The following is an 18,085-nucleotide window of genomic DNA, read 5'->3' as shown; positions in this document are numbered from 1 at the left end:
CGGCCGCGCCCGCACGCACCGCGCCGGCCCGCGACCAGAGCACACCCCCGGACACGGCCTTGCCGCCAGAGCAGGCCCTGGACGAGATCGCTCGCCTCGCCGACAGCCTCTGCGACTACCTCACAGACGACCAATGGCGCACCGCGGAGTAGCTCCGCAACCTCGCCGAAACCGCCCACACCAGCACCGGAGCCTCCTGACGCACGCCCGCTTCGAAGCCCTGCCCGACCAGGGCCGCAGCCAGGAGGCGTACGACGCCGCCCAAGCCCTGCGCGAGCGGCTCGGCCAGTGGGCGCACATCGACTCGACGCCGAGGACGGCCGCATGTACCGGATTACGTACGACGGGACCTCGGAATGCACGGCAACCGGCGACTCGCTCGTCCTGCCGCTACGTACCGGCTACTCGGCCGCGCCGCTGATCTCGTCGACCCAACTGCAGGAGGCCCGGTTCCGCTGACGCTTAGCGTCCGCCGCTTGCTCCCTCGACTGTCTTGGCGTGGGAGTCAGTTCTGCGTTTCGGCCACGATGAGCAGGAGGAGGATCTTCCCGAGAGTGCCCGCGTAGCCTCCTGAAGACGAAGGTGGACCAGGCGTACGAGCTGTCGCGATCCGCCCTCGCCGCGCCGTTGCCCCGGCGCTGGCTACTGCTGAAGCGGAGGAGCAGGCAGCCCACGACGCGGAGCCAGCCCCTACCTATAGCCCTCCCTCGACCAGGTGAGGGCGGATCGTGTGGGAACGGGTAACACGGGACGTGGGGCGTTACTTCGTTCGGGGCGGGGCCGGTTGCTCTCCAGCCCAGGGAAGTGCGGAACGCCTCCCACGGCATCGCTCCCGGCGCCGGGTCGGGGCGTGGCCAGTGCGGAGGGGGCTACTTGGACCTCGGACCGGTGACCCAGGGTGCGGTTCGGCATCGCCTGCGGCGGACGCGTCGTCGTTGATTTCCCGCTCAACCGACGAGCACGGCCTCATGCCCTGGTGGTTGATTCACCAACAAGAGCATATGCCTCATTTGGCCTAGTTTGGGTTGCGGGGGCGACTCCATGAGGTCTATGGCCAGAGGAGATCCACGATGGGCACCGTCACCACCGGCACCTTCAAGACGTACCGGGCCGTGGCCAGCTTCGAGCGGGCCAAGGCAATCGCCAACACCACGTCGCCGTTCATCATCGAAGTCCGCTTCCTCGGTGGACTGACTCAGAATCAGCAGGACGCCTTCGCGGCCGCAGCCGAACGCTGGTCCCGGGTCATCGTCGGGGACCTGGACACCGCCCTCGTCGGGGCCGACATCATCGACGACCTGCTGATCGACGCGGAGGGCGTCGACATCGACGGCCCCTCGGGCGTCCTGGGCATGGCCGGACCCACCGACTTCCGCGACGAGACCGCGGAGTTCGGCGCCCACCTACCGGCGAAGGGCCTGATGAGGTTCGACACCTCCGACCTGGCGGCTATGGAGGCGAACAACACCCTCATCGACGTCATCACGCACGAGATGGGGCACGTCCTGGGCATCGGCACGCTATGGAAGTTCTTCGGCCTCCTCAAAGGCGCCGGCACCCAGAATCCAACCTTCCGGGGCCCCCGCGCCATGGCCGAGTTTGCCGCGCTCCTCGGTCAGGAGGAACCGGAGCCGGTACCGGTCGCCAACTTCGGTGGCCCCGGCACCGAGGGCAGCCACTGGCGTGAGTCGGTGTTCGTGAATGAGCTCATGTCGCCGTTCATCTCAGGCAGCGACAACCCACTGAGCAGGATGACCGCGGCGAGCCTGGGTGATCTGGGCTACCAGGTCGACCTCGAGGGCGCCGAACGGTACATGCTGCCGAACCTGCTCCAAGTCGCCAAGGAAGGCATGCTGGTGCCGCACGTCGCGCCGATCGGCGACGGCATCATGCTGCCCGTTGTCCCCACCCGGCTCCCCGCCGCGACACCCTAAGCGGCCGACCGCCGACCGTTCGGCGCCAGCTCGCGGGTACCCGCTCGCCAAATACTGCGATCCGCAGCTCACGAGCACCGGCGGCTCGGACAGAGCACGCAAAACAGGGAAGGAATCCATCCTCACGGCCGCCATGCACCAGCGGGTCAGTCGCCGGCTCCCCGCTGGCGGATGACCGACCCTGCCCGTCCCTTGACCACTTCCAGCTGCGCATGGATCCGTCGTCGCAGGTCGGCGACGTGGCTGACGATGCCGACGCTGCGGTCGCGTTCGCGGAGCGAGTCGAGGACGTCGAGGACCTCGTCGAGGGTCTGGTCGTCGAGGCTGCCGAAGCCCTCGTCGATGAAGAGGGTGTCCAGGCGGACGCCGCCGGCCTCGTCGGTGACGACGTCCGCGAGTCCGAGGGCGAGGGCGAGGGAGGCGAAGAAGGTCTCGCCGCCTGAGAGGGTCGCAGTGTCGCGCTCGCGGCCGGTCCAGGCGTCGACGACGTGCAGCCCGAGGCCGCTGCGGCCACGACCGGTGCGGTCGTCGGAGTGGACGAGGGTGTAGCGGCCGGACGACATCCGTTGCAGCCGTACGGTCGCGGCGGCCGCGACCTGCTCCAGGCGGGCCGCCAGCACGTACGACTCCAGGCGCATCTTGCGTTCGTTGTCCGCAGAGGTGCCCGCGGTGAGCGCGGAGAGGCGGGCCACGCGGTCGTACTCCGTGCGCAGCGGGGCGAGTTGGCGTACGGCGGTGGCCGCGCGCGTGGAGAGCCGGTCGAGTTCGGTGCAGCGTCGGGCGGCCGCGTCGCGGGTGGAGGCAGCGGCGCGGGTGCGCCGGGCGGCGGCCGAGGCGGTGCTCTCGGCGGTCATGAGGTCGGCGGGCGGCTGCTGGGCGGCGTTCGCCGTGTCGGCCTCGGCGAGCACCGCGCGTACGGCGGCCTCCTCGGACTGCCAGGCGTCCAGCCGTCGTTGCAGGTCGCGGTGCGCGGCGTCGTCGAGGAGTGCGGCTGCCGCGGCCTGCGGGGTATCGAAGCCGGCGCGGAAGGCGGCGTCGGCGAGGCGGGCGTCGGCGTCCTTGAGGCGCTGGGCGGTGTCCTCGGCGGCCCGCGCGGTGTCGGCGGCCTCGGTGAGCAGGGCGACCTGGCGCTCCAGTTGCGTGGCACGCGCGGTGACACTGTCGGCGGTGCCGCGTGCCTCGGCCAACTCCGTCTCCAGGGCGGCCTTCTCGCGATCGAGCCGCTCGCGGTGACCGACCCGGGAGGCAGCCCGGACCTCCGCCTGCTGGTGGGCGGTGGTGCGCCGCTCGTGTTCCGCCTCGGCCCGCCGCAGCTCCTCGTGGGCGGAGTGCAGCGCGGAAGCGTCCCGGCGGGCCTTCGTGTACTGCTGCTCCAACTCGTCGGCCGCCTGGGCGAGTCGACTTGTCGGCATGTCACCGGCCTCCGCGGTGGCCGCGGCCAGGGCTTCCCGTACGACGCCCAGGCGCCGTTCGGCCTCCGCGTGCCGCTCCTCCGCCTGCTGGTAAGCGGCCTGTGCGCGCTCCTCCGCCTCCCGGTCGACGTGGCCGGCGTCCTTGCGGGCCGGTGCGGGGTGGTCGACGGCCCCGCAGACGGCGCAGGGTTCGCCGTCCCGGAGTTGCGCGGCGAGTTCGGCGGCGATGCCGTTCAGGCGCTGTTCCTTGATGTCCAGCCAGTGCGCCTTGGCCTCGAGGGCCTGCTGCTGGGTGTCGGCCGCGTACCGGGCGGCCGTGTCCGTGTCGCCGCCCAGCTGGTCCCGCATCCGCGCGGCGCCGAGTCGCTGCCGCGCGGGCTCGCGCTGCACGGCCAGGCTCTCGGCGCGGTTCGCGGCGTCCTGCGCGGACTCGATGCGCGTCTGCAGCCCGGCCCGGGTCTCCTCCCACCCGGCGAGCCAGGCTTCCGCGTCGAGCCGTACGTCGTCGTCGGCCCGCTCCTGTCGGTCCAACTGCGTGCGTTCGTCGATGAGTTCGGCCAGTCGGCGTTCACCGCGGCGGGCCGATTCGAGCCCGCCCAGCTCCTCGGCGACCCGGCGCGCGGCGGCGGCGAGCCCGGCGGCCCCGGCCTCGGCCGGCGAGCCTGCCTCCGCGCCCCCGCCCGGCAGTACGTCCCCGAAGGCCCCCGGCAGCAGCGCACGCGCGCGTGAGTATGCCGTGGCCGCCTGCCGGTGCTCCGCGTCGGCCGCGTCCCGCAGCTCCAGTGCGGGTGCCACCGTCTCGGCCTTGCGGGACCGCTCCATGCGCGCCTGCGCCTCGCGGTACGCGTCGGCCCGCTCGTCCAGCATCCGGGCCCGCTCCCGCGCCTCGGCGAACCTGCGCTGCAACCGGGCCACTTCGCGTACGTCACCCAGGGCGCGGTCGGCCGCGGCCTCGGCGGACTCGGCGGCCAGGAGGCCGCAATGGGCGACGGTGAGCTGCTCACGGGCGGTGCTGCGGGCCACGGCCGCGGCCCCCAGGACGGCCTCGGCGAGGCCCGGTTCGCCGGGCGTGAGCTCGGGCAGCCGCATCGCGTCTCCGGCGGCCTGCTGCATACGGTGTGCGTCGGCCAGCAGCGCCGCGTCGCCCTCGCGCACCTGGGCCTCGGCGGCCCGCCGGCGCTCGGCTAGACGCTTCTCGACCTCGGCGAAACGGTGCGTGTCGAAGAGGCGCCCGAGCAGCTTGCCGCGGGCTTCTGCGTCGGCTCGCAGGAAGCGGGCGAAGTCGCCCTGGGGCAGCAGTACCACCTGGCAGAACTGCTCGCGGCTCATGCCGAGCAGCTGGGTGACCTCCTCGCCGATCTCCTGGTGCGAGCGGCTGAGGTCCTTCCAGGTCCCGGCCTGTGCGTCGTGCTCGCGCAGCCAGGTCTGTGCCTTGTCGAGGGTGGTGCCCGAGCCGCGCTTCTTCGGGCGCTCCCAGGGCGGCTGCCGGGTGACCTCCAACCGGCGTCCGGCGACGGTCAGTTCCAGGCGGACCTCGGTGCGGGTGCCGGCCGCGGCGTGGTCGCTGCGCAGGGTCATGCCCTGGCCGCTCTGTCGGGCGCCCGGCACGGAGCCGTAGAGCGCGTAGCAGACGGCGTCCAGGACGGAGGTCTTGCCGGCGCCGGTGGGGCCGTGGAGCAGGAACAGACCGGCGAGCGACAGTGCGTCGAAGTCGACGGTCTGGGAGCCGCCGAAGGGTCCGAACGCCGTCATGTCGAGGCGGTGCAGCCTCATCGCGCCACCTCCCGTACGGCCTCGTCGGCCCGCACCGCGTCGAAAGCGTCGCGCAGTACGCCCTGTTCGTGCTCGTCGGGTCCGGCTCCGCGCACATGGGCCACGAAGTCCTCCGCGATCTCCTGGTCGCTGCGGTCCGCGAGCCGCTGGGCGTAGGACACGTCGGGGTCCTCGGGTGCCCGTTCGGGGGCGAAGGCGAGGCTGAGCGTGTGCGGGAAGCGTTCGGCGAGGCGGGCCATGGGGTCGGCCGGGCGCACCGCGTCCGTGAGCGTCGCCTCGATCCACGCCTCCTCGTGCCGGGCGAGCCCGGGATCGGCGAGCAGTTCCTCCAGCGTCCCGCGGATCCTGGCCAGCGCACGCGGCACCGGGCAGTCGACGCGCTCGGCCGTGACCGCTCCGCCGGCGTCCAGGTCGACGAGCCACATGCTCTTGCGGTGGTCGGCCTCCGAGAAGGAGTACGGCAGCGGCGAGCCGGAGTAGCGGACGCGCTCGGTGATGGTCTGGCAGCCGTGCAGATGGCCCAGCGCGGCGTAGTCGACGCCGTCGAAGACCCCGGCGGGGACCGCCGCCACTCCGCCGACGGTGATGTCGCGCTCGCTGTCGCTGGCCTCGCCTCCGGTGACGAAGGCGTGCGCGAGGACGACCGACCGGGTGCCATGCGCGCGTGAGGCGAGGTCGGCGCGCACGCGGTCCATGGCGGCTGCCAGGACCGCCTCGTGTCCGGGCTTCTCGACTCCGAACTCGTCCTTCACCAGGGCGGGTTCGAGGTAGGGCAGGCCGTAGAAGGCCACGTCGCCGAAGTCGTCCTTGAGCACGACCGGTGTGCCGCACGCCGTAGGGTCGGTCCGCAGATGGATGCCCGCGCGCCCGATCAGGCCGGCGCCCACGCCGAGCCGGCGTGCCGAGTCGTGGTTGCCGGAGATCATCACCGTCGGCACGCCGAGGTCGGCGAGCCGGTGCAGGGCGTCGTCGAACAGCTCGACCGCGGCGAGCGGCGGCACCGCGCGGTCGTACACGTCTCCCGACACGACCACCGCGTCGACGCCGCGCTCACGCACGGTCGTGACGAGGTGGCCGATGAATCCGGCCTGGGCGCCGAGCATGTTGACCCGGTGGAACGCCCTGCCGAGATGCCAGTCGGAAGTGTGCAGCAGTCTCATGATCCCCGAGACTAACGGCCGGGTCTGACAGCACGGACGGTTACTCCCGTATCGCCCCGTCATGACTGGTGAGATATAAGCCCGTTACGGACATTTCACCTCAACCTCACCGCGTCCGTTCACGCGGCCTCGTACGCCTGGGCCCCCTCACGCGTCCCCGTACGCCTCTCCCCCGAGCTCGAACCCGGCCGCCCCCGCCGTCACGTCCGCGAGCCAGGCCCGGAACGCCTCCACGTCGGCGTCCGGCAGGCCGATCTCGATGGTGACCTCCTCCGCGTAGCGCACGTCCCGCACCTCGCGCCCGGTCGACCGCAGGTCGTTCTGCACCTTGCCGGCGCGCTGGTGGTCGACGGTGACGGTGGCCAGCCGGAAGCGGCGCCGGGTGATCGTGCCGAGGGTGTCCAGTGCCTCGCCGACCGCTCCGCCGTAGGCCCGGATCAGTCCGCCCGCGCCGAGCTTGACGCCGCCGTAGTAGCGGGTGACGACGGCGACGACGTACCGCATGTCGCGGCGCAGCAGCATCTGGAGCATGGGGACGCCGGCCGTGCCGCCCGGTTCGCCGTCGTCGCTCGCCTTCTGGACGGCGGCGTCGGCGCCGATGACGTAGGCCCAGCAGTTGTGGGTGGCGTCCGCGTGCTCCTTGCGGACGGCAGCGAGGAAGTCCTGGGCCTCCTGTTCGGTGGCCGCCGGGGCGAGCGCGCAGATGAAGCGTGAGCGGTTGACCTCGGTCTCGTGCACGCCCGCGTGGGCGACTGTGCGGTACTCGTCCTGCATCCGGCCAGCCTATGCGCAGCGTGCGCGGCCGCCCGCGCGGGAGGTGCGGGCACACACGCGTGCCCGCCGCCGGCTCACCCCTTCTTGCCGCGCGGCACCATCAGGCCCGTCAGCAGCGCCGTGCCGGGGGCGAGCGCCCGCCAGGTGGTGCCGTGCCAGGCGAGGACGGCGATCGCCGATGTGGGGAACTTCGTGCGGACCTCGTCCAGGGCGTCGTCGAGGCCGTCCCCGGCGAGTTCGAGGACGAGGTCCTCCAGGCCGGGGTTGTGCCCGATCAGGAGCAGGGTCCCGACCTCGGGCGGCGCCTCGTGCACGACCTCGAGCAGCTCGGAGACGTCGGCGGCGTACACGCGCGGGTCGTGGCGCACCGGCGGCGGTGTGCCCCATTCGGCGGAGGCCAGTTCCCAGGTCTGCCGGGTGCGCACGGCGGTGGAGCAGATGGCGAGGTCGGGCAGGCAGTCGGCGTCGGCGATCATCCGGCCCGCGACGGGGGCGTCACGCCGGCCGCGCGGGCCGAGGGGCCTTTCGTGGTCGGCGACACCGTCCGGCCAGGCCGACTTGGCGTGCCGCAGGACGACCAGCCGGCGCAACGGGCCCGCTCCGAAGTGCGCGGTCACGGCAGGGCTCCCAGGTCGTGGGTGAGGTCGAGGCCGAGGAGGCGGTCGGCGTAGGCGTAGGTCTCGAAGCGGGCACCGTCCGGCAGGTCCGGCGCGCTCTCCACCCAGCGCAGCACCCCGAGCACCCCGGGCAGGTCGAGGTCGTCCTCCCATGCCGTGCGCAGTTCCGCGCGCACCTCGTCCGGGATGGGCCGCGACGGCTGCCGCGCCCAGCCCGCGACGGCGCGGCGCCAGCGCACCAGGGTGTCCTGGGCGTCGGCGAGAGCGGCCGCGTCGAGCTGCAGGGGCACGCTCCTGCGCCGGGCGAGCAGCGCGAGACGCAGCGCGGCGGGGTCGGCGTCCCCGGAGGGCGCCTCCGAGTGCGCCGGCGCGACGGCGACCCGTACACCGTCGGGTTCCGCGCCGCCCTCCCGCACGACATGGATGACCTGAGCCTCGCCCAGGCCCGAGGCGGCGTCGCGGCCGTCCTCGAAGGGGCGGATGCCGAGCGCCGCGGCGCCGGTCCTGAGTTCGGCCTGCTCTCGCTCGGCGTCGAGCAGCGCCCAGACCGGGGTGCCGCCGAGCTCCAGGGCGCGCACGAGGAGGTCCGCGGCCAGCAGCACCCGCAGTGCGGTGATGTCGAAGCCTCCGGGGTGCGCCTCGATGCGGGTCAGGCCCCGGCGGGCGGGCGCGGCGTCGACGGGTTCGCCGGTTCGGGCGTCGATGATGCGCAGCACGGAGCGAGCGTAGGCGCACACGCGGTCGAACGCAGCCATCCGGCCCGCTTTCCGTGCCGCGTGGCGGGAGTCGGTCGGGTCGGGAGTCCGCTGGTCGTCCGTGTCGTACCCGGACATCGCCACCCCCTGCGGTGCGCACTGCCGGAACGGTACTGCGCACCGGCCCGACCGGACAGCCGTCACGCGAAAGGGCCGCCGAGAACATCGCATCGCGAGTACTGGGAATCCTCGCCGCCCGTCGTCCGTTGTGGCTCACGAGAACGGCCGGCCGAGAACGGCCGGCCGAGAGCGGACGACCGACAGCAGACGAGCGACGGCAGACGACGCTTCGACGAAGCACGAGGAGGCCAGTGGTGTACGGCGACGAGGCGGCGGTTCGCAAGATCCTCACCGAGCTGGGCGACACGTGGGCGATCGTGGGCCTGTCGTCGAACCAGCGACGTGCGGCCTACGGGGTCGCCGACGTACTCCAGCGCTACGGCAAGCGCATCGTGCCCGTCCACCCGAAGGCGGAGACGGTCCACGGCGAGCAGGGCTACGCCTCTCTGGCGGACATCCCGTTCGACGTGGACGTCGTGGACGTCTTCGTGAACAGCGATCTCGCGGGCGCGGTCGCCGACGAGGCGGTCGCCAAGGGCGCGAAGGCCGTCTGGTTCCAGCTGGACGTCATCGACGAGGCGGCCTACGACCGCACGCGCGCGGCGGGCGTGGAGATGGTCATGGACCGCTGCCCGGCGATCGAGATACCCCGCCTGGGCTAGCCGGGCCCCCACCCTCCACCCGCGCGGCGCCGAAACCAACTGCCACCCACGCGGCATCGAACCTCCCGCCACCCGCCCGGCTCCGGAGCCCTCCCCTGCCGGGTCGGCCGCCCGCATAATGCTCGGGTGACTTCCACCTCCCCCCACCACAACTCCAGCCCCGCGCAGCGCTTTCCGGTAGTCGTCGTGGGCGCCGGCCCGGCCGGTCTCACCATCGGCAACATCCTGCGGGCGGCGTCCGTCGACTGTCTGGTCCTTGAGATCGAGACACGCGAGTTCATCGAGCAGCGGCCGCGCGCCGGAGTGCTCGAGGAGGGGGCGGTGCGCGGACTCCAGCGGCGCGGCCTCGCCGACAATCTGCTGGCGCGGGCGCAGCGGCACACGGAGTGCGAGTTCCGGTTCGACGGGGAGCGGTACCGGCTCGAGTACGCCGAGCTGACGGGGGTTCACCACTGGGTCTATCCACAGCAGTTGCTGGTGACGGACCTGGTGCGCGAGTACGCGGACGTGCGCGGCGGCGCCATACGCTTCGGCGTCCAGGACGTGGAGCTGCACGACCTCGACACCGACCGCCCCTCGGTGTCGTACACCTGCCCCGACACGGGTCAACGGCAGTTCGTGCACTGCGACTTCGTCGCCGGCTGCGACGGTGCGCGCGGTGCCACGCGCGCCGCGCTGCCCGCCGGTCGTGCCCGCATCGCCCGCAGCGACTACGGCATCGGCTGGCTGGCGCTGCTCGCTCAGGCGCCGCCGTCCTCCGACTGCGTCCTGTTCGGCATGCATCCGCGCGGGTTCGCCGGCCATATGCCGCGCAGCGCCGAGGTGACCCGCTACTACCTCGAGTGCCCGCCCGGCGACGACCCGGAGAACTGGTCGGAGGACCGGGTGTGGACGGAGTTGCAGCAGCGGCTCGGCGCGAACGGCGTACCGCCGCTGACCGAGGGGCGGCTGATCGAGAAGCGCGTCCTCGACATGCACAACTACGTCGTCGAGCCCATGGTGTTCGGCCGTCTCTTCCTGGCCGGCGACGCCGCCCATCTGACCGCGCCCATCGCCGCCAAGGGCATGAACCTCGCGCTGCACGACGCCTTCCTGCTCGGCGACGGCCTCGTCGCCCACCTCACGAAGGGCGACGGCACCGGTCTCGACGGCTATTCGGCGGCCTGTCTGAACCGGGTGTGGGACTGCCAGGAGTTCTCCCACTGGCTCTCCGAGGTGTACCACGGCACGTCGTCGGGCGACCCGTACCGCGCGGGCACCACCCTCGCCCGCCTCCGCCGCATCTTCGACTCCCCCACGGCCGCCAGGGCCTTCGCGGAGCAGTACCTGGGCAGGCACACCGAGGGCTGAGCATCGAGGCGCGGGACACGGACCGCCGGGTTCAGTCGTGCAGCGGCCGGTCGCTGAGCCGGTGGTCGGCCACGTTCAGCGCCTCGTCGACCAGGCGGCGCAGATGGCCGTCGCCGAGGGAGTAGATCACCCGGCGCCCCTCCTTGCGCGTGTTCACCAGACCGGCGAGCCGCAGCCGCGCCAGGTGCTGGCTGACGGCCGGGCGGGCCGCGCCGCACGCCTCCGTGAGCGTCGTGACGTCGGCCTCGCCGGCCGTCAGGGCGTGCAGCAGCGTGAGGCGGGTGCGGTCGCCGAGCAGGGCGAGAAGTTCGGCGGCGAGCGCGAACTGTTCGTCGCCCGGGGTGCGCGGATGCGCATCGTGCGCAGGTGATAGGTGCATGCGTGCGCTCATACGCACATAATGGCGTGATGGACGGTCCGCGTCCACTCCCGCGCACCGGAAGGGCATCCCCGTGAGCGACCGGCACCAGCACGAGCACCACCATGGGCACGCGCACGACGGGGAGCACCCGCACAGGCACCCGCACAGCGCCCACCCCCCGCACAGCCACCCGCACCCCACGGCCCCCTCGCACGACCACCCCCACCACACCCACGCGCCCCACACGCACTCCCACTCCCCCACCGGCACCGGCACCGGCACCGGACTGCGCCACCGCCTCACCCATCTCCTCAAGCCGCACTCCCACGAGACGGCCGACAAGCTGGACTCCGCCCTGGAGTCCTCGGCCCGTGGCATGCGGGCCCTGTGGGTGTCGCTGGCGGTGCTCGGTGTGACGGCTCTCGCGCAGGCGGTCGTGGTCGTCGCCTCGGGGTCGGTGGCGCTGCTCGGCGACACCGTGCACAACACGGCGGACGCGCTGACCGCCGTACCGCTGGGTATCGCCTTCGTACTGGGCCGGCGCGCGGCGACGCGCCGCTTCACCTACGGCTACGGGCGGGCCGAGGACCTCGCGGGCATCGCCATCGTGCTGACGATCGCCGCGTCCGCGGCCTTCGCGGCGTGGACGGCCGTCGACCGGCTGCTCGACCCGCGGCCCATGGCGCAGATCCCGGCGGTGGCCGTGGCGGCGCTCGTCGGGTTCGCGGGGAACGAGTGGGTGGCCAGGTACCGGATCCGGGTGGGCCGGTCCATCGGCTCGGCGGCCCTGGTCGCGGACGGTCTGCACGCCCGGACGGACGGATTCACCTCACTGGCCGTCCTGTTGAGCGCCGGGGGTGCGGCACTGGGCTGGCAACTCGCGGACCCGATCGTGGGGTTGGCGATCACGGCGGCCATCGTGCTGGTGCTGCGGGACGCGGCGCGCGAGGTGTTCCGGCGTGTGATGGACGCCGTGGACCCCGAGTTGGTGGACGCGGCCGAGCGGGCGCTGCGGGAGGTCGCGGGCGTGCGCGAGGTCGGCGAGCTGCGGCTGCGCTGGATCGGGCACCGGCTGCGCGCCGAGGTGGCGGTCGTCGTGGACGGCGAGGCGACGGTGCGGGAGGCCCACGCCATCGCCGTCGAGGCCGAACACGCCCTGCTGCACGCCGTGCCCCGGCTCACGGCGGCCCTGGTGCACGCGGATCCGGCGCCGGCGCCGGGCGAGGCGGATCCGCATCTGGCGCTCGCGCACCACACCACGGCCGCCTGAGGCGATCAGACCGCGACGCCGAGCCCTTCCAGGACGACGGCCCCGGGAATCTCGGCGAACGCCTTCCCCGGCACCAGCAGCTTGCCGCGCCGGCGTCCGCTGCCGACCAGGACATAGGGCAGGTCGACGACGGCCGAGTCCACCAGCACCGGCCAGTCACCGGGCAGTCCGAGCGGGGTGATGCCGCCGTACTCCATGCCGGTCTCGCCGGTCGCCGTGTCCATCGCGGCGAACGACGCCTTGCGGGCGCCGAGTTGGCGGCGAACGACGCCGTTCACGTCGACCCGGGTGGTGGACAGCACGACACAGGCGGCCAGTGTCGTCTCGCCGCCGCGCTTGCCGGCGACGACCACGCAGTTCGCGGACTGTTCGAGCAGCTCCCGGCCGTAGTGCTCGACGAAGACGGCGGTGTCGGCCCACTGCGGGTCCGTCTCGACGTAGATGATCTGGTCGGCGGGGACGCTGCCGGGCCAGTCGCGTACGGCGTCGGCGACCGGGCCGATCAGCTCGTCGAGGCAGTTGGGGGCGGGGGTGGCTTCGTCGAAGTGTCCGATGGGTGCGTCCATGCGCGCACGCTAACAGGACCGCCGAGGCCGTCGGGCCGATGTCTCAGCGGGCGGGCGGCACCGAGACGGCGAGCATCCACTCCGTGGGGACGTCGCCCTGATTGGCGTACATGTGCGGGGCGTCGGCCTCGAAGGTGGCGCTCGCGCCGGCCGGTACGAGGTAGTCCGTGCCGTCGACGGTGAGCGTCAGCTCGCCGGCCGTGACGTGGACGATCTCCACGGTGCCGACGGGATGCGGGTCCGAGGTGCTGCTCTCGCCCGGCATCACCCGCCAGTGCCACATCTCCAGCGGGCCGGGCGCCTCGGTCCCGGCGAGGAGCCGGCTGTGGCTGCCCGCGTCGGTGTGCCACAGGCGTACGACCTGGTCGGCGGGGACGATCCGGACCTTGGGCCCCTGCTCGTAGTCGAGCAGGGTGGTGATGCTGACCCCGAGCGCGTCACCGATCTTGATCACGGTGCCGAGGCTGGGGTTGGTGCGGGCCTGCTCGATCTGGATGAGCATGCCGCGGCTGACACCCGCCCGGGCGGCGAGCACGTCCAGCGTGAAGCCGCGCACCGCGCGCCAGTGTTTGACGTTGCGCGCCAGGGACTGGGTCAGCAGGTCGAGGTCCGACACATTCCGTCCAAATTGCGGAGTCCAATATTCTGGATGACAGGGTTTACCCGACTGCACTACGGTGGGGTGCACCCGATCGTGCACCGAACTGTACTGCGAGGCCTCCGTGACAGCACTCTTCGCCCTGGCCACCAGCCTGCTGTGGGGCCTGGCCGACTTCGGCGGCGGACTGCTGACCCGGCGTACCCCGGCACTGACGGTGGTGGTCGTCTCGCAGGCGATCGCGGCGGTGGTGCTCGGTGTGATCGTGGTGTTCACCGGCGCCTGGAGCGAGGCGGGCGACCAGCTGTGGTTCGCGGCCGCCGCCGGCGTGGTGGGCCCGATCGCCCTGATCTGTTTCTACAAGGCACTCGCGCTCGGCCCGATGGGCGTGGTCTCCCCGCTGGGCACCGTGGGTGTGGCCGTCCCGGTCGGGGTGGGCCTCTTCCTCGGCGAGCGACCGGGCCTCATGCAGGTCGCGGGCATCGCGGTCGCCGTACTCGGGGTGGTGCTGGCGGGCGGGCCGCAGCTGCGGGGCGCGCCCGTGCAGCGGCAGGCGATCCTGCTCACGCTGATCGCGGCCTTCGGCTTCGGCACGGTGTTCGCGCTGATCGCGGAGGCGTCGACCACCACCACCGGGCTGTTCCTGGCGCTCTTCGTCCAGCGCGTGGTGAACGTGGGCGCGGGCGGCCTCGCCCTGTACGCCTCCTCGCGGCGGGGCGTCGCGACCCTCCCCGAGGGCGGCTTCCCCTGGCGGACGCTGCCGGCGCTCGGCTTCGTCGGTCTCGCCGATGTCGCGGCGAACGGCACCTATGTGGTCGCCGCGCATCACGGCCCGGTGACCGTGGCCGCCGTGCTCGCCTCGCTCTATCCGGTCGTGACCGCCCTGGCCGCGCGCGGCATCCTGCGGGAGCGGCTGCGCGCGGTCCAGGCGGCGGGCGCCGGGCTCGCGCTGGTCGGCACGCTGCTGCTGGCGACCGGCTGACTCAGGACTCCGCGTCCACCTCGGCGAGCCGCCCGGTCGCGCTCCCGGCCTGCCCCGCGACCTTCTCGTCCAGCTCCGCCAGCTTCGCCACCGTCTCCTCGTCCAGCTCGGCCAGCGCCTGGAGCTGCTCCGGGGTGACCCCGTCGGGTATCGGCTGCGGTGCCGGCGTGCGCAGCGGCGGCTGCCAGCCCTCGTCGGGCGTCCAGCGCCGTACGACCCGCGCGGGCGCCCCCGCGACGACGGCGTGGTCGGGCACCGTGCCGCGGACCACCGCGCCGGCCGCCACGACGACGTTCCGTCCGATCCGGGCGCCCGGCAGGATCACGGCCCCGGTGCCGATCCAGCACCCGGGGCCGATCTCGACGGGCTCCATGCGCGGCCACTGCTTGCCGATGGGCTCGTGGGGATCGTCGTAGGAGTGGTTCGTGGAGGTGACGTAGACGTAGGGCCCGAAGTAGCAGTCGCTGCCGATGGTGACCGTGGTGTCGGCGATGACATGGCTGCCGCGGCCCAGCACGACGCCGTTCCCGATGCGCAGGATCGGTTCGGGGCCGAGGTCGAGGTCCGGCATCAGACCGGCCGTCAGTGTCACCTGCTCGCCGACGATGCAGTGGGAGCCGAGGTGGATCCAGGGTTCGCCGAAGACCGTGCCCAGCGGGAAGGCCAGTCGGGTGGCCTCGCCGATGGAGCCGAAGCGGAGGCGGCCGGGGTGCTCGGCCGTCACCGAACCCGTGCGCTGCGCCCAGGCCCAGCCCGCGTGGACGGCGCGCTGCGCCAGTCGGCGTCGCCAGGATGAGAACGTGTTCTTGCGCTTGGGCACCGCCTCACCGTACTGAGCGCGCGGCGCCCTTATGACGTCGAGGGGCTGTGATCTTCGCCCCAACGGGTGGCGTACGGTTCGTCTACCACGTCGGTGACAGGAGAGGGCGATGACGCAGAGCGCGCTGGTCATGGGTATCGGGGGCCGGGAACCGAAGATCGACGAGGCCGCGTTCGTGGCGCCGACCTCGTCGGTGATCGGGGATGTGACGCTGGAGGCGGGGGCGAGCGTCTGGTACGGCGCGGTGGTGCGGGGTGACGTGGAGCGGATCTCCGTCGGCGCGCAGTCGAACATCCAGGACAACTGCACGCTCCACGCCGACCCCGGCTTTCCCGTGAGCATCGGGGAGCGGGTGTCGGTCGGTCACAACGCCGTGGTGCACGGGGCGACCGTCGGGGACGACTGCCTGATCGGCATGGGCGCGACCGTGCTGAACGGTGCGGTGATCGGGGCGGGTTCCCTCGTCGCCGCCCAGGCCCTTGTGCCGCAGGGGATGCAGGTGCCGCCCGGGTCGCTCGTCGCGGGAGTGCCTGCGAAGGTGAAGCGGGAGCTGACCGAGGAAGAGCGTCAGGGCGTGACGCTGAACGGCACGCTGTACGCGGAGCTGGCCAAGGCGCACCAGGAAGCAGCCCCGCGCGCCTGAGGGGCGCTTCAGTCCGCGGCGGCCACCGGTTCCGGCTCCTGGTGGGCGAGCTGCGTCTTCTTCGCCCTGCGCTTGAGGATCAGCATCGACGTCAGGCCGACCAGGACCGCCGCCACCAGGCCCAGCCACGAGAAGCGCTTCAGCCAGGACTCGGCCACCACTCCGACGTAGTAGATGACGGCCGTGGTGCCGCCCGCCCAGACGATGCCGCCGAGGACGTTGGCGGTGAGGAACTTCCAGTACGGCATCCGCAGCACACCCGCGAGCGGGCCGGCGAAGATGCGCAGCAGGGCGACGAAGCGGCCGAAGAAGACGGCCCACATGCCCCACTTCTGGAAGGAGCGCTCGGCCGTCGCGATGTGGGCCTCGCTGAAGTGTCTGGGGAACTTGGAGCCCAGCCAGGCCAGCAGGGGGCGACCGCCCTTGCGGCCGATGGCGTAGCCGATGGAGTCGCCGATGATCGCTCCCGCGCTGGCGCAGGCGCCGAGCACGAAGGGGTCGATCTCACCGTGCTGCGAGGCGAGCAGCGCCGAGGAGACCAGGATGATCTCGCCGGGCAGCGGGATGCCCAGGCTCTCCAGGCCGATGACCAGGCCGACCAGCAGATAGATCGCCAGCGGGGGCACCGTTTCGAGCCATTCCTGGACGTGCAACGCCGCTTCCTCTCGTGTGCTGGACCCTGTGTTCCCGGCGCACGCTCGAACGCGAGCGTGCGCCGGGGAAGCCTACCCGCTCTGTGTGACGGTCTCGGCGTCCCAGAGGTTGCACCGATGCTCACTGTGCACGGTGGCGCTCGGCACGTTCCCGCCGGCGGACGAGGTGCGCAGGACCAGCACCGTGCCGGACCCGGCGGGCATCGCGGGCTCGCCCGCCGCGCGCGGCACCCCGTCCCGCACGAAGGAGCCCCAGTACTGGATCATCTGCCGGGCCAGCGTCCGCTGCTCGGCGTTCAGCGGGGTCCGCAGGCCGAAGTGCTTGAAGAGGTACTGCACCTCGTTGACGTGGGTCGCGCCGAAGTCGAAGTCGGTGCCGAGGTTCCGCAGCGAGGCGAAGGGCGGCGATGTGCGGTCGGCGAACTCGTACGCGTAGACCTTGCCGCGTCCGGCGAGCGTGCCGTCGAGGCGGAGCGCCGGGCAGGCGAAGAGCTGGTCGCCCTGGGCGGTGGCGTGGGCGATGGTCGGTGAGGGGTGGGCCGACAGCGGGTAGGCCGCGAGGGCCTCGTCGCCGAAGTCCGAGCGCATCACGGCCGGGTACTGCTCGGCGGTGAGCGGGGTGCCGTTCAGGTCGAACCGGGCGAAGGCGAACAGCCGGCCCTCGTCCTGGTTGGCGCCGTTCATGACAGGAACGCCGGCCGCGGCCCCTCGCGCGAACGCCTCCTCCGGCTGGCGCGGCAGGAAGGCGCCGCCGGCCACCGGCGCCCAGTCGAACCCGTTCTGCGCGGCCAGGATCTCGGCGGCCGGCTTGGCGCGCAGACAGGCGAGGTCCGCCGTGACCGCCCGGCCGACCTGGTCCGCCGGGTCCGCGCAGCCGAGCTTCTGCGCGAAGGCGGCACCCTGGGCCACGGCCGTCCCGTGGGTGCGGGCACCGCAGTCGCCGTACACCCCGCTCTGGATGATCCCGGCGCGGAAGAGGCCCTTCGCCGTCGGTGAGGCGAGCTGGGTGCAGACGGAGCGGCCGCCCGCCGACTCGCCCGCGATGGTGACGCGGCCCGGGTCACCGCCGAAGCGTGCGATGTTGGCCCGTACCCAGCGCAGCGCGGCCTGCTGGTCGAGCATGCCGAAGTTGCCGGAGACCCCGTCGCGGGCCTCGCCGTCGAGGCCGTCGGTGGCGAGGAAGCCCATGGCGCCGAGGCGGTAGTTGGCGGTCACGACCACGGTGCCGGTGCGGCGCGCGAAGGTGTCGGGGACGACGTCCTGACCGGCGCCGGCGGTGAGCCCGCCACCGTGGAACCAGACCAGGACCGCACGCTTGGCGGCGCCCTCGGGGGCGTACACATTGAGGTCGAGGCAGTCCTCGGTGTGGCTCGGCTGCTCATAGCCGGGGTCCCAACTCGCGCTCTGCACACACTTGTTGCCGAAGTCCCCGGCGCCCCGCACACCTTGCCAGGGCCGCACGGGACGCGGCTCCCGCCAGCGGAGTCCGCCGACGGGCGGCTCCGCGAAGGGGATGCCGAGGAACTGCCGCCCCTCCGCGGTGTCTTCGCCCCGCACCCAGCCCGCGTCGGTACGGACGAGTGGTGGGCCGGCTGCCTGCGCCGGCACGGGCGTGACGAGCGCGGCCGCCAGGGCCAACAGTGCGACGGACGAACGACGTATCACCGGTCCACCTCCGCTTGGTGAGCATGGGAC

Annotated in this window: 18 protein-coding genes; 7 read left to right on the top strand and 11 right to left on the bottom strand. The window is 72.8% G+C overall.

Annotated features, from left to right (window positions below):
• The first annotated feature begins 324 nt into the window (after positions 1-324).
• Positions 325-459, top strand: a complete 135-nt coding sequence (locus CP983_RS45015) for a hypothetical protein (protein WP_268256252.1) — start codon at positions 325-327, stop codon at positions 457-459.
• Between the two features lie 611 nt (positions 460-1,070).
• Positions 1,071-1,934: a leishmanolysin-related zinc metalloendopeptidase gene (locus CP983_RS36890; RefSeq protein ID WP_150504422.1), complete on the top strand. Its 864-nt coding sequence runs from the start codon at positions 1,071-1,073 to the stop codon at positions 1,932-1,934.
• A 146-nt stretch (positions 1,935-2,080) separates the two neighbouring features.
• On the opposite strand, the gene CP983_RS36885 is transcribed toward CP983_RS36890, so the two are convergent.
• The 5 genes from CP983_RS36885 to CP983_RS36865 form a co-directional block, all read right to left on the bottom strand.
• Positions 2,081-5,119, bottom strand: a complete 3,039-nt coding sequence (locus tag CP983_RS36885; RefSeq protein WP_150504420.1) for an AAA family ATPase — start codon at positions 5,117-5,119, stop codon at positions 2,081-2,083.
• Positions 5,116-6,279, bottom strand: coding sequence for an exonuclease SbcCD subunit D (locus CP983_RS36880; RefSeq protein ID WP_150504418.1), 1,164 nt, complete (start codon positions 6,277-6,279; stop codon positions 5,116-5,118). The genes CP983_RS36885 and CP983_RS36880 overlap by 4 nt, the downstream gene beginning before the upstream one ends.
• A gap of 147 nt (positions 6,280-6,426) precedes the next feature.
• The gene (locus CP983_RS36875; protein WP_150504417.1) at positions 6,427-7,053 is read right to left on the bottom strand and encodes a YigZ family protein; all 627 of its coding nucleotides are present in this window, start codon (positions 7,051-7,053) and stop codon (positions 6,427-6,429) included.
• A gap of 74 nt (positions 7,054-7,127) precedes the next feature.
• Positions 7,128-7,670, bottom strand: a complete 543-nt coding sequence (locus tag CP983_RS36870) for a SixA phosphatase family protein (protein ID WP_150504415.1) — start codon at positions 7,668-7,670, stop codon at positions 7,128-7,130.
• Entirely contained in the window at positions 7,667-8,425 is a 759-nt protein-coding gene (locus CP983_RS36865; RefSeq protein WP_150507070.1) for a hypothetical protein, read from the bottom strand. Before CP983_RS36865 ends, CP983_RS36870 begins: the two co-directional genes overlap by 4 nt.
• A gap of 314 nt (positions 8,426-8,739) precedes the next feature.
• Here CP983_RS36865 and CP983_RS36860 point away from each other — a divergent pair, with 314 nt between their 5' ends.
• Both CP983_RS36860 and CP983_RS36855 read left to right on the top strand, forming a co-directional pair.
• Positions 8,740-9,147: a CoA-binding protein gene (locus CP983_RS36860; RefSeq protein WP_125527233.1), complete on the top strand. Its 408-nt coding sequence runs from the start codon at positions 8,740-8,742 to the stop codon at positions 9,145-9,147.
• A gap of 126 nt (positions 9,148-9,273) precedes the next feature.
• On the top strand, positions 9,274-10,497 hold the full coding sequence (locus CP983_RS36855; protein WP_150504413.1) for a 4-hydroxybenzoate 3-monooxygenase: 1,224 nt from the start codon (positions 9,274-9,276) through the stop codon (positions 10,495-10,497).
• A gap of 31 nt (positions 10,498-10,528) precedes the next feature.
• Here the strand turns inward: CP983_RS36855 and CP983_RS36850 are convergent, their stop codons facing one another.
• On the bottom strand, positions 10,529-10,888 hold the full coding sequence (locus CP983_RS36850) for an ArsR/SmtB family transcription factor (protein WP_167537810.1): 360 nt from the start codon (positions 10,886-10,888) through the stop codon (positions 10,529-10,531).
• A gap of 61 nt (positions 10,889-10,949) precedes the next feature.
• Here CP983_RS36850 and CP983_RS36845 point away from each other — a divergent pair, with 61 nt between their 5' ends.
• On the top strand, positions 10,950-12,128 hold the full coding sequence (locus tag CP983_RS36845) for a cation diffusion facilitator family transporter (protein ID WP_150504409.1): 1,179 nt from the start codon (positions 10,950-10,952) through the stop codon (positions 12,126-12,128).
• Positions 12,129-12,133: 5 nt separating this feature from the next.
• Here CP983_RS36845 and CP983_RS36840 read toward each other — a convergent pair whose 3' ends face one another.
• Both CP983_RS36840 and CP983_RS36835 read right to left on the bottom strand, forming a co-directional pair.
• Entirely contained in the window at positions 12,134-12,694 is a 561-nt protein-coding gene (locus CP983_RS36840) for a YbaK/EbsC family protein (RefSeq protein ID WP_125525679.1), read from the bottom strand.
• Positions 12,695-12,737: 43 nt separating this feature from the next.
• Positions 12,738-13,310, bottom strand: coding sequence for a helix-turn-helix domain-containing protein (locus CP983_RS36835; RefSeq protein ID WP_107912139.1), 573 nt, complete (start codon positions 13,308-13,310; stop codon positions 12,738-12,740).
• A gap of 106 nt (positions 13,311-13,416) precedes the next feature.
• Between CP983_RS36835 and CP983_RS36830 the strand changes: the two genes are divergently transcribed.
• Positions 13,417-14,274, top strand: a complete 858-nt coding sequence (locus CP983_RS36830) for a DMT family transporter (protein WP_150504407.1) — start codon at positions 13,417-13,419, stop codon at positions 14,272-14,274.
• A gap of 1 nt (position 14,275) precedes the next feature.
• On the opposite strand, the gene CP983_RS36825 is transcribed toward CP983_RS36830, so the two are convergent.
• Positions 14,276-15,094 carry an acyltransferase gene (locus CP983_RS36825; RefSeq protein ID WP_150504405.1) on the bottom strand — a complete coding sequence of 273 codons (819 nt, stop codon included), beginning with the start codon at positions 15,092-15,094 and terminating at the stop codon, positions 14,276-14,278.
• Between the two features lie 109 nt (positions 15,095-15,203).
• Here CP983_RS36825 and CP983_RS36820 point away from each other — a divergent pair, with 109 nt between their 5' ends.
• Complete coding sequence (locus tag CP983_RS36820) at positions 15,204-15,737, top strand: gamma carbonic anhydrase family protein (RefSeq protein ID WP_150504403.1); 534 nt, start codon at positions 15,204-15,206, stop codon at positions 15,735-15,737.
• A gap of 8 nt (positions 15,738-15,745) precedes the next feature.
• On the opposite strand, the gene CP983_RS36815 is transcribed toward CP983_RS36820, so the two are convergent.
• Both CP983_RS36815 and CP983_RS36810 read right to left on the bottom strand, forming a co-directional pair.
• The gene (locus tag CP983_RS36815) at positions 15,746-16,390 is read right to left on the bottom strand and encodes a DedA family protein (protein WP_150504401.1); all 645 of its coding nucleotides are present in this window, start codon (positions 16,388-16,390) and stop codon (positions 15,746-15,748) included.
• Positions 16,391-16,462: 72 nt separating this feature from the next.
• On the bottom strand, positions 16,463-18,055 hold the full coding sequence (locus CP983_RS36810) for a carboxylesterase/lipase family protein (RefSeq protein ID WP_229914857.1): 1,593 nt from the start codon (positions 18,053-18,055) through the stop codon (positions 16,463-16,465).
• Positions 18,056-18,085 lie beyond the last annotated feature (30 nt).

Origin of the sequence: Streptomyces chartreusis (genome assembly GCF_008704715.1) — a bacterium.
Lineage (GTDB): Bacteria > Actinomycetota > Actinomycetes > Streptomycetales > Streptomycetaceae > Streptomyces > Streptomyces chartreusis.
This window is presented reverse-complemented; position numbering and strand designations above follow the sequence as displayed.

Excerpts from the sequence above, each read along its gene's own strand:
- CP983_RS45015 (WP_268256252.1), top strand. The coding sequence starts at position 325 with ATGTACCGGATTACGTACGACGGGACCTCGGAATGCACGGCAACCGGC.
- CP983_RS36875 (WP_150504417.1), bottom strand. The coding sequence starts at position 7,053 with ATGCAGGACGAGTACCGCACAGTCGCCCACGCGGGCGTGCACGAGACC.
- CP983_RS36820 (WP_150504403.1), top strand. The coding sequence starts at position 15,204 with ATGACGCAGAGCGCGCTGGTCATGGGTATCGGGGGCCGGGAACCGAAG.
- CP983_RS36890 (WP_150504422.1), top strand. The coding sequence starts at position 1,071 with ATGGGCACCGTCACCACCGGCACCTTCAAGACGTACCGGGCCGTGGCC.
- CP983_RS36885 (WP_150504420.1), bottom strand. The coding sequence starts at position 5,119 with ATGAGGCTGCACCGCCTCGACATGACGGCGTTCGGACCCTTCGGCGGC.
- CP983_RS36840 (WP_125525679.1), bottom strand. The coding sequence starts at position 12,694 with ATGGACGCACCCATCGGACACTTCGACGAAGCCACCCCCGCCCCCAAC.
- CP983_RS36880 (WP_150504418.1), bottom strand. The coding sequence starts at position 6,279 with ATGAGACTGCTGCACACTTCCGACTGGCATCTCGGCAGGGCGTTCCAC.
- CP983_RS36865 (WP_150507070.1), bottom strand. The coding sequence starts at position 8,425 with ATGGCTGCGTTCGACCGCGTGTGCGCCTACGCTCGCTCCGTGCTGCGC.
- CP983_RS36850 (WP_167537810.1), bottom strand. The coding sequence starts at position 10,888 with ATGAGCGCACGCATGCACCTATCACCTGCGCACGATGCGCATCCGCGC.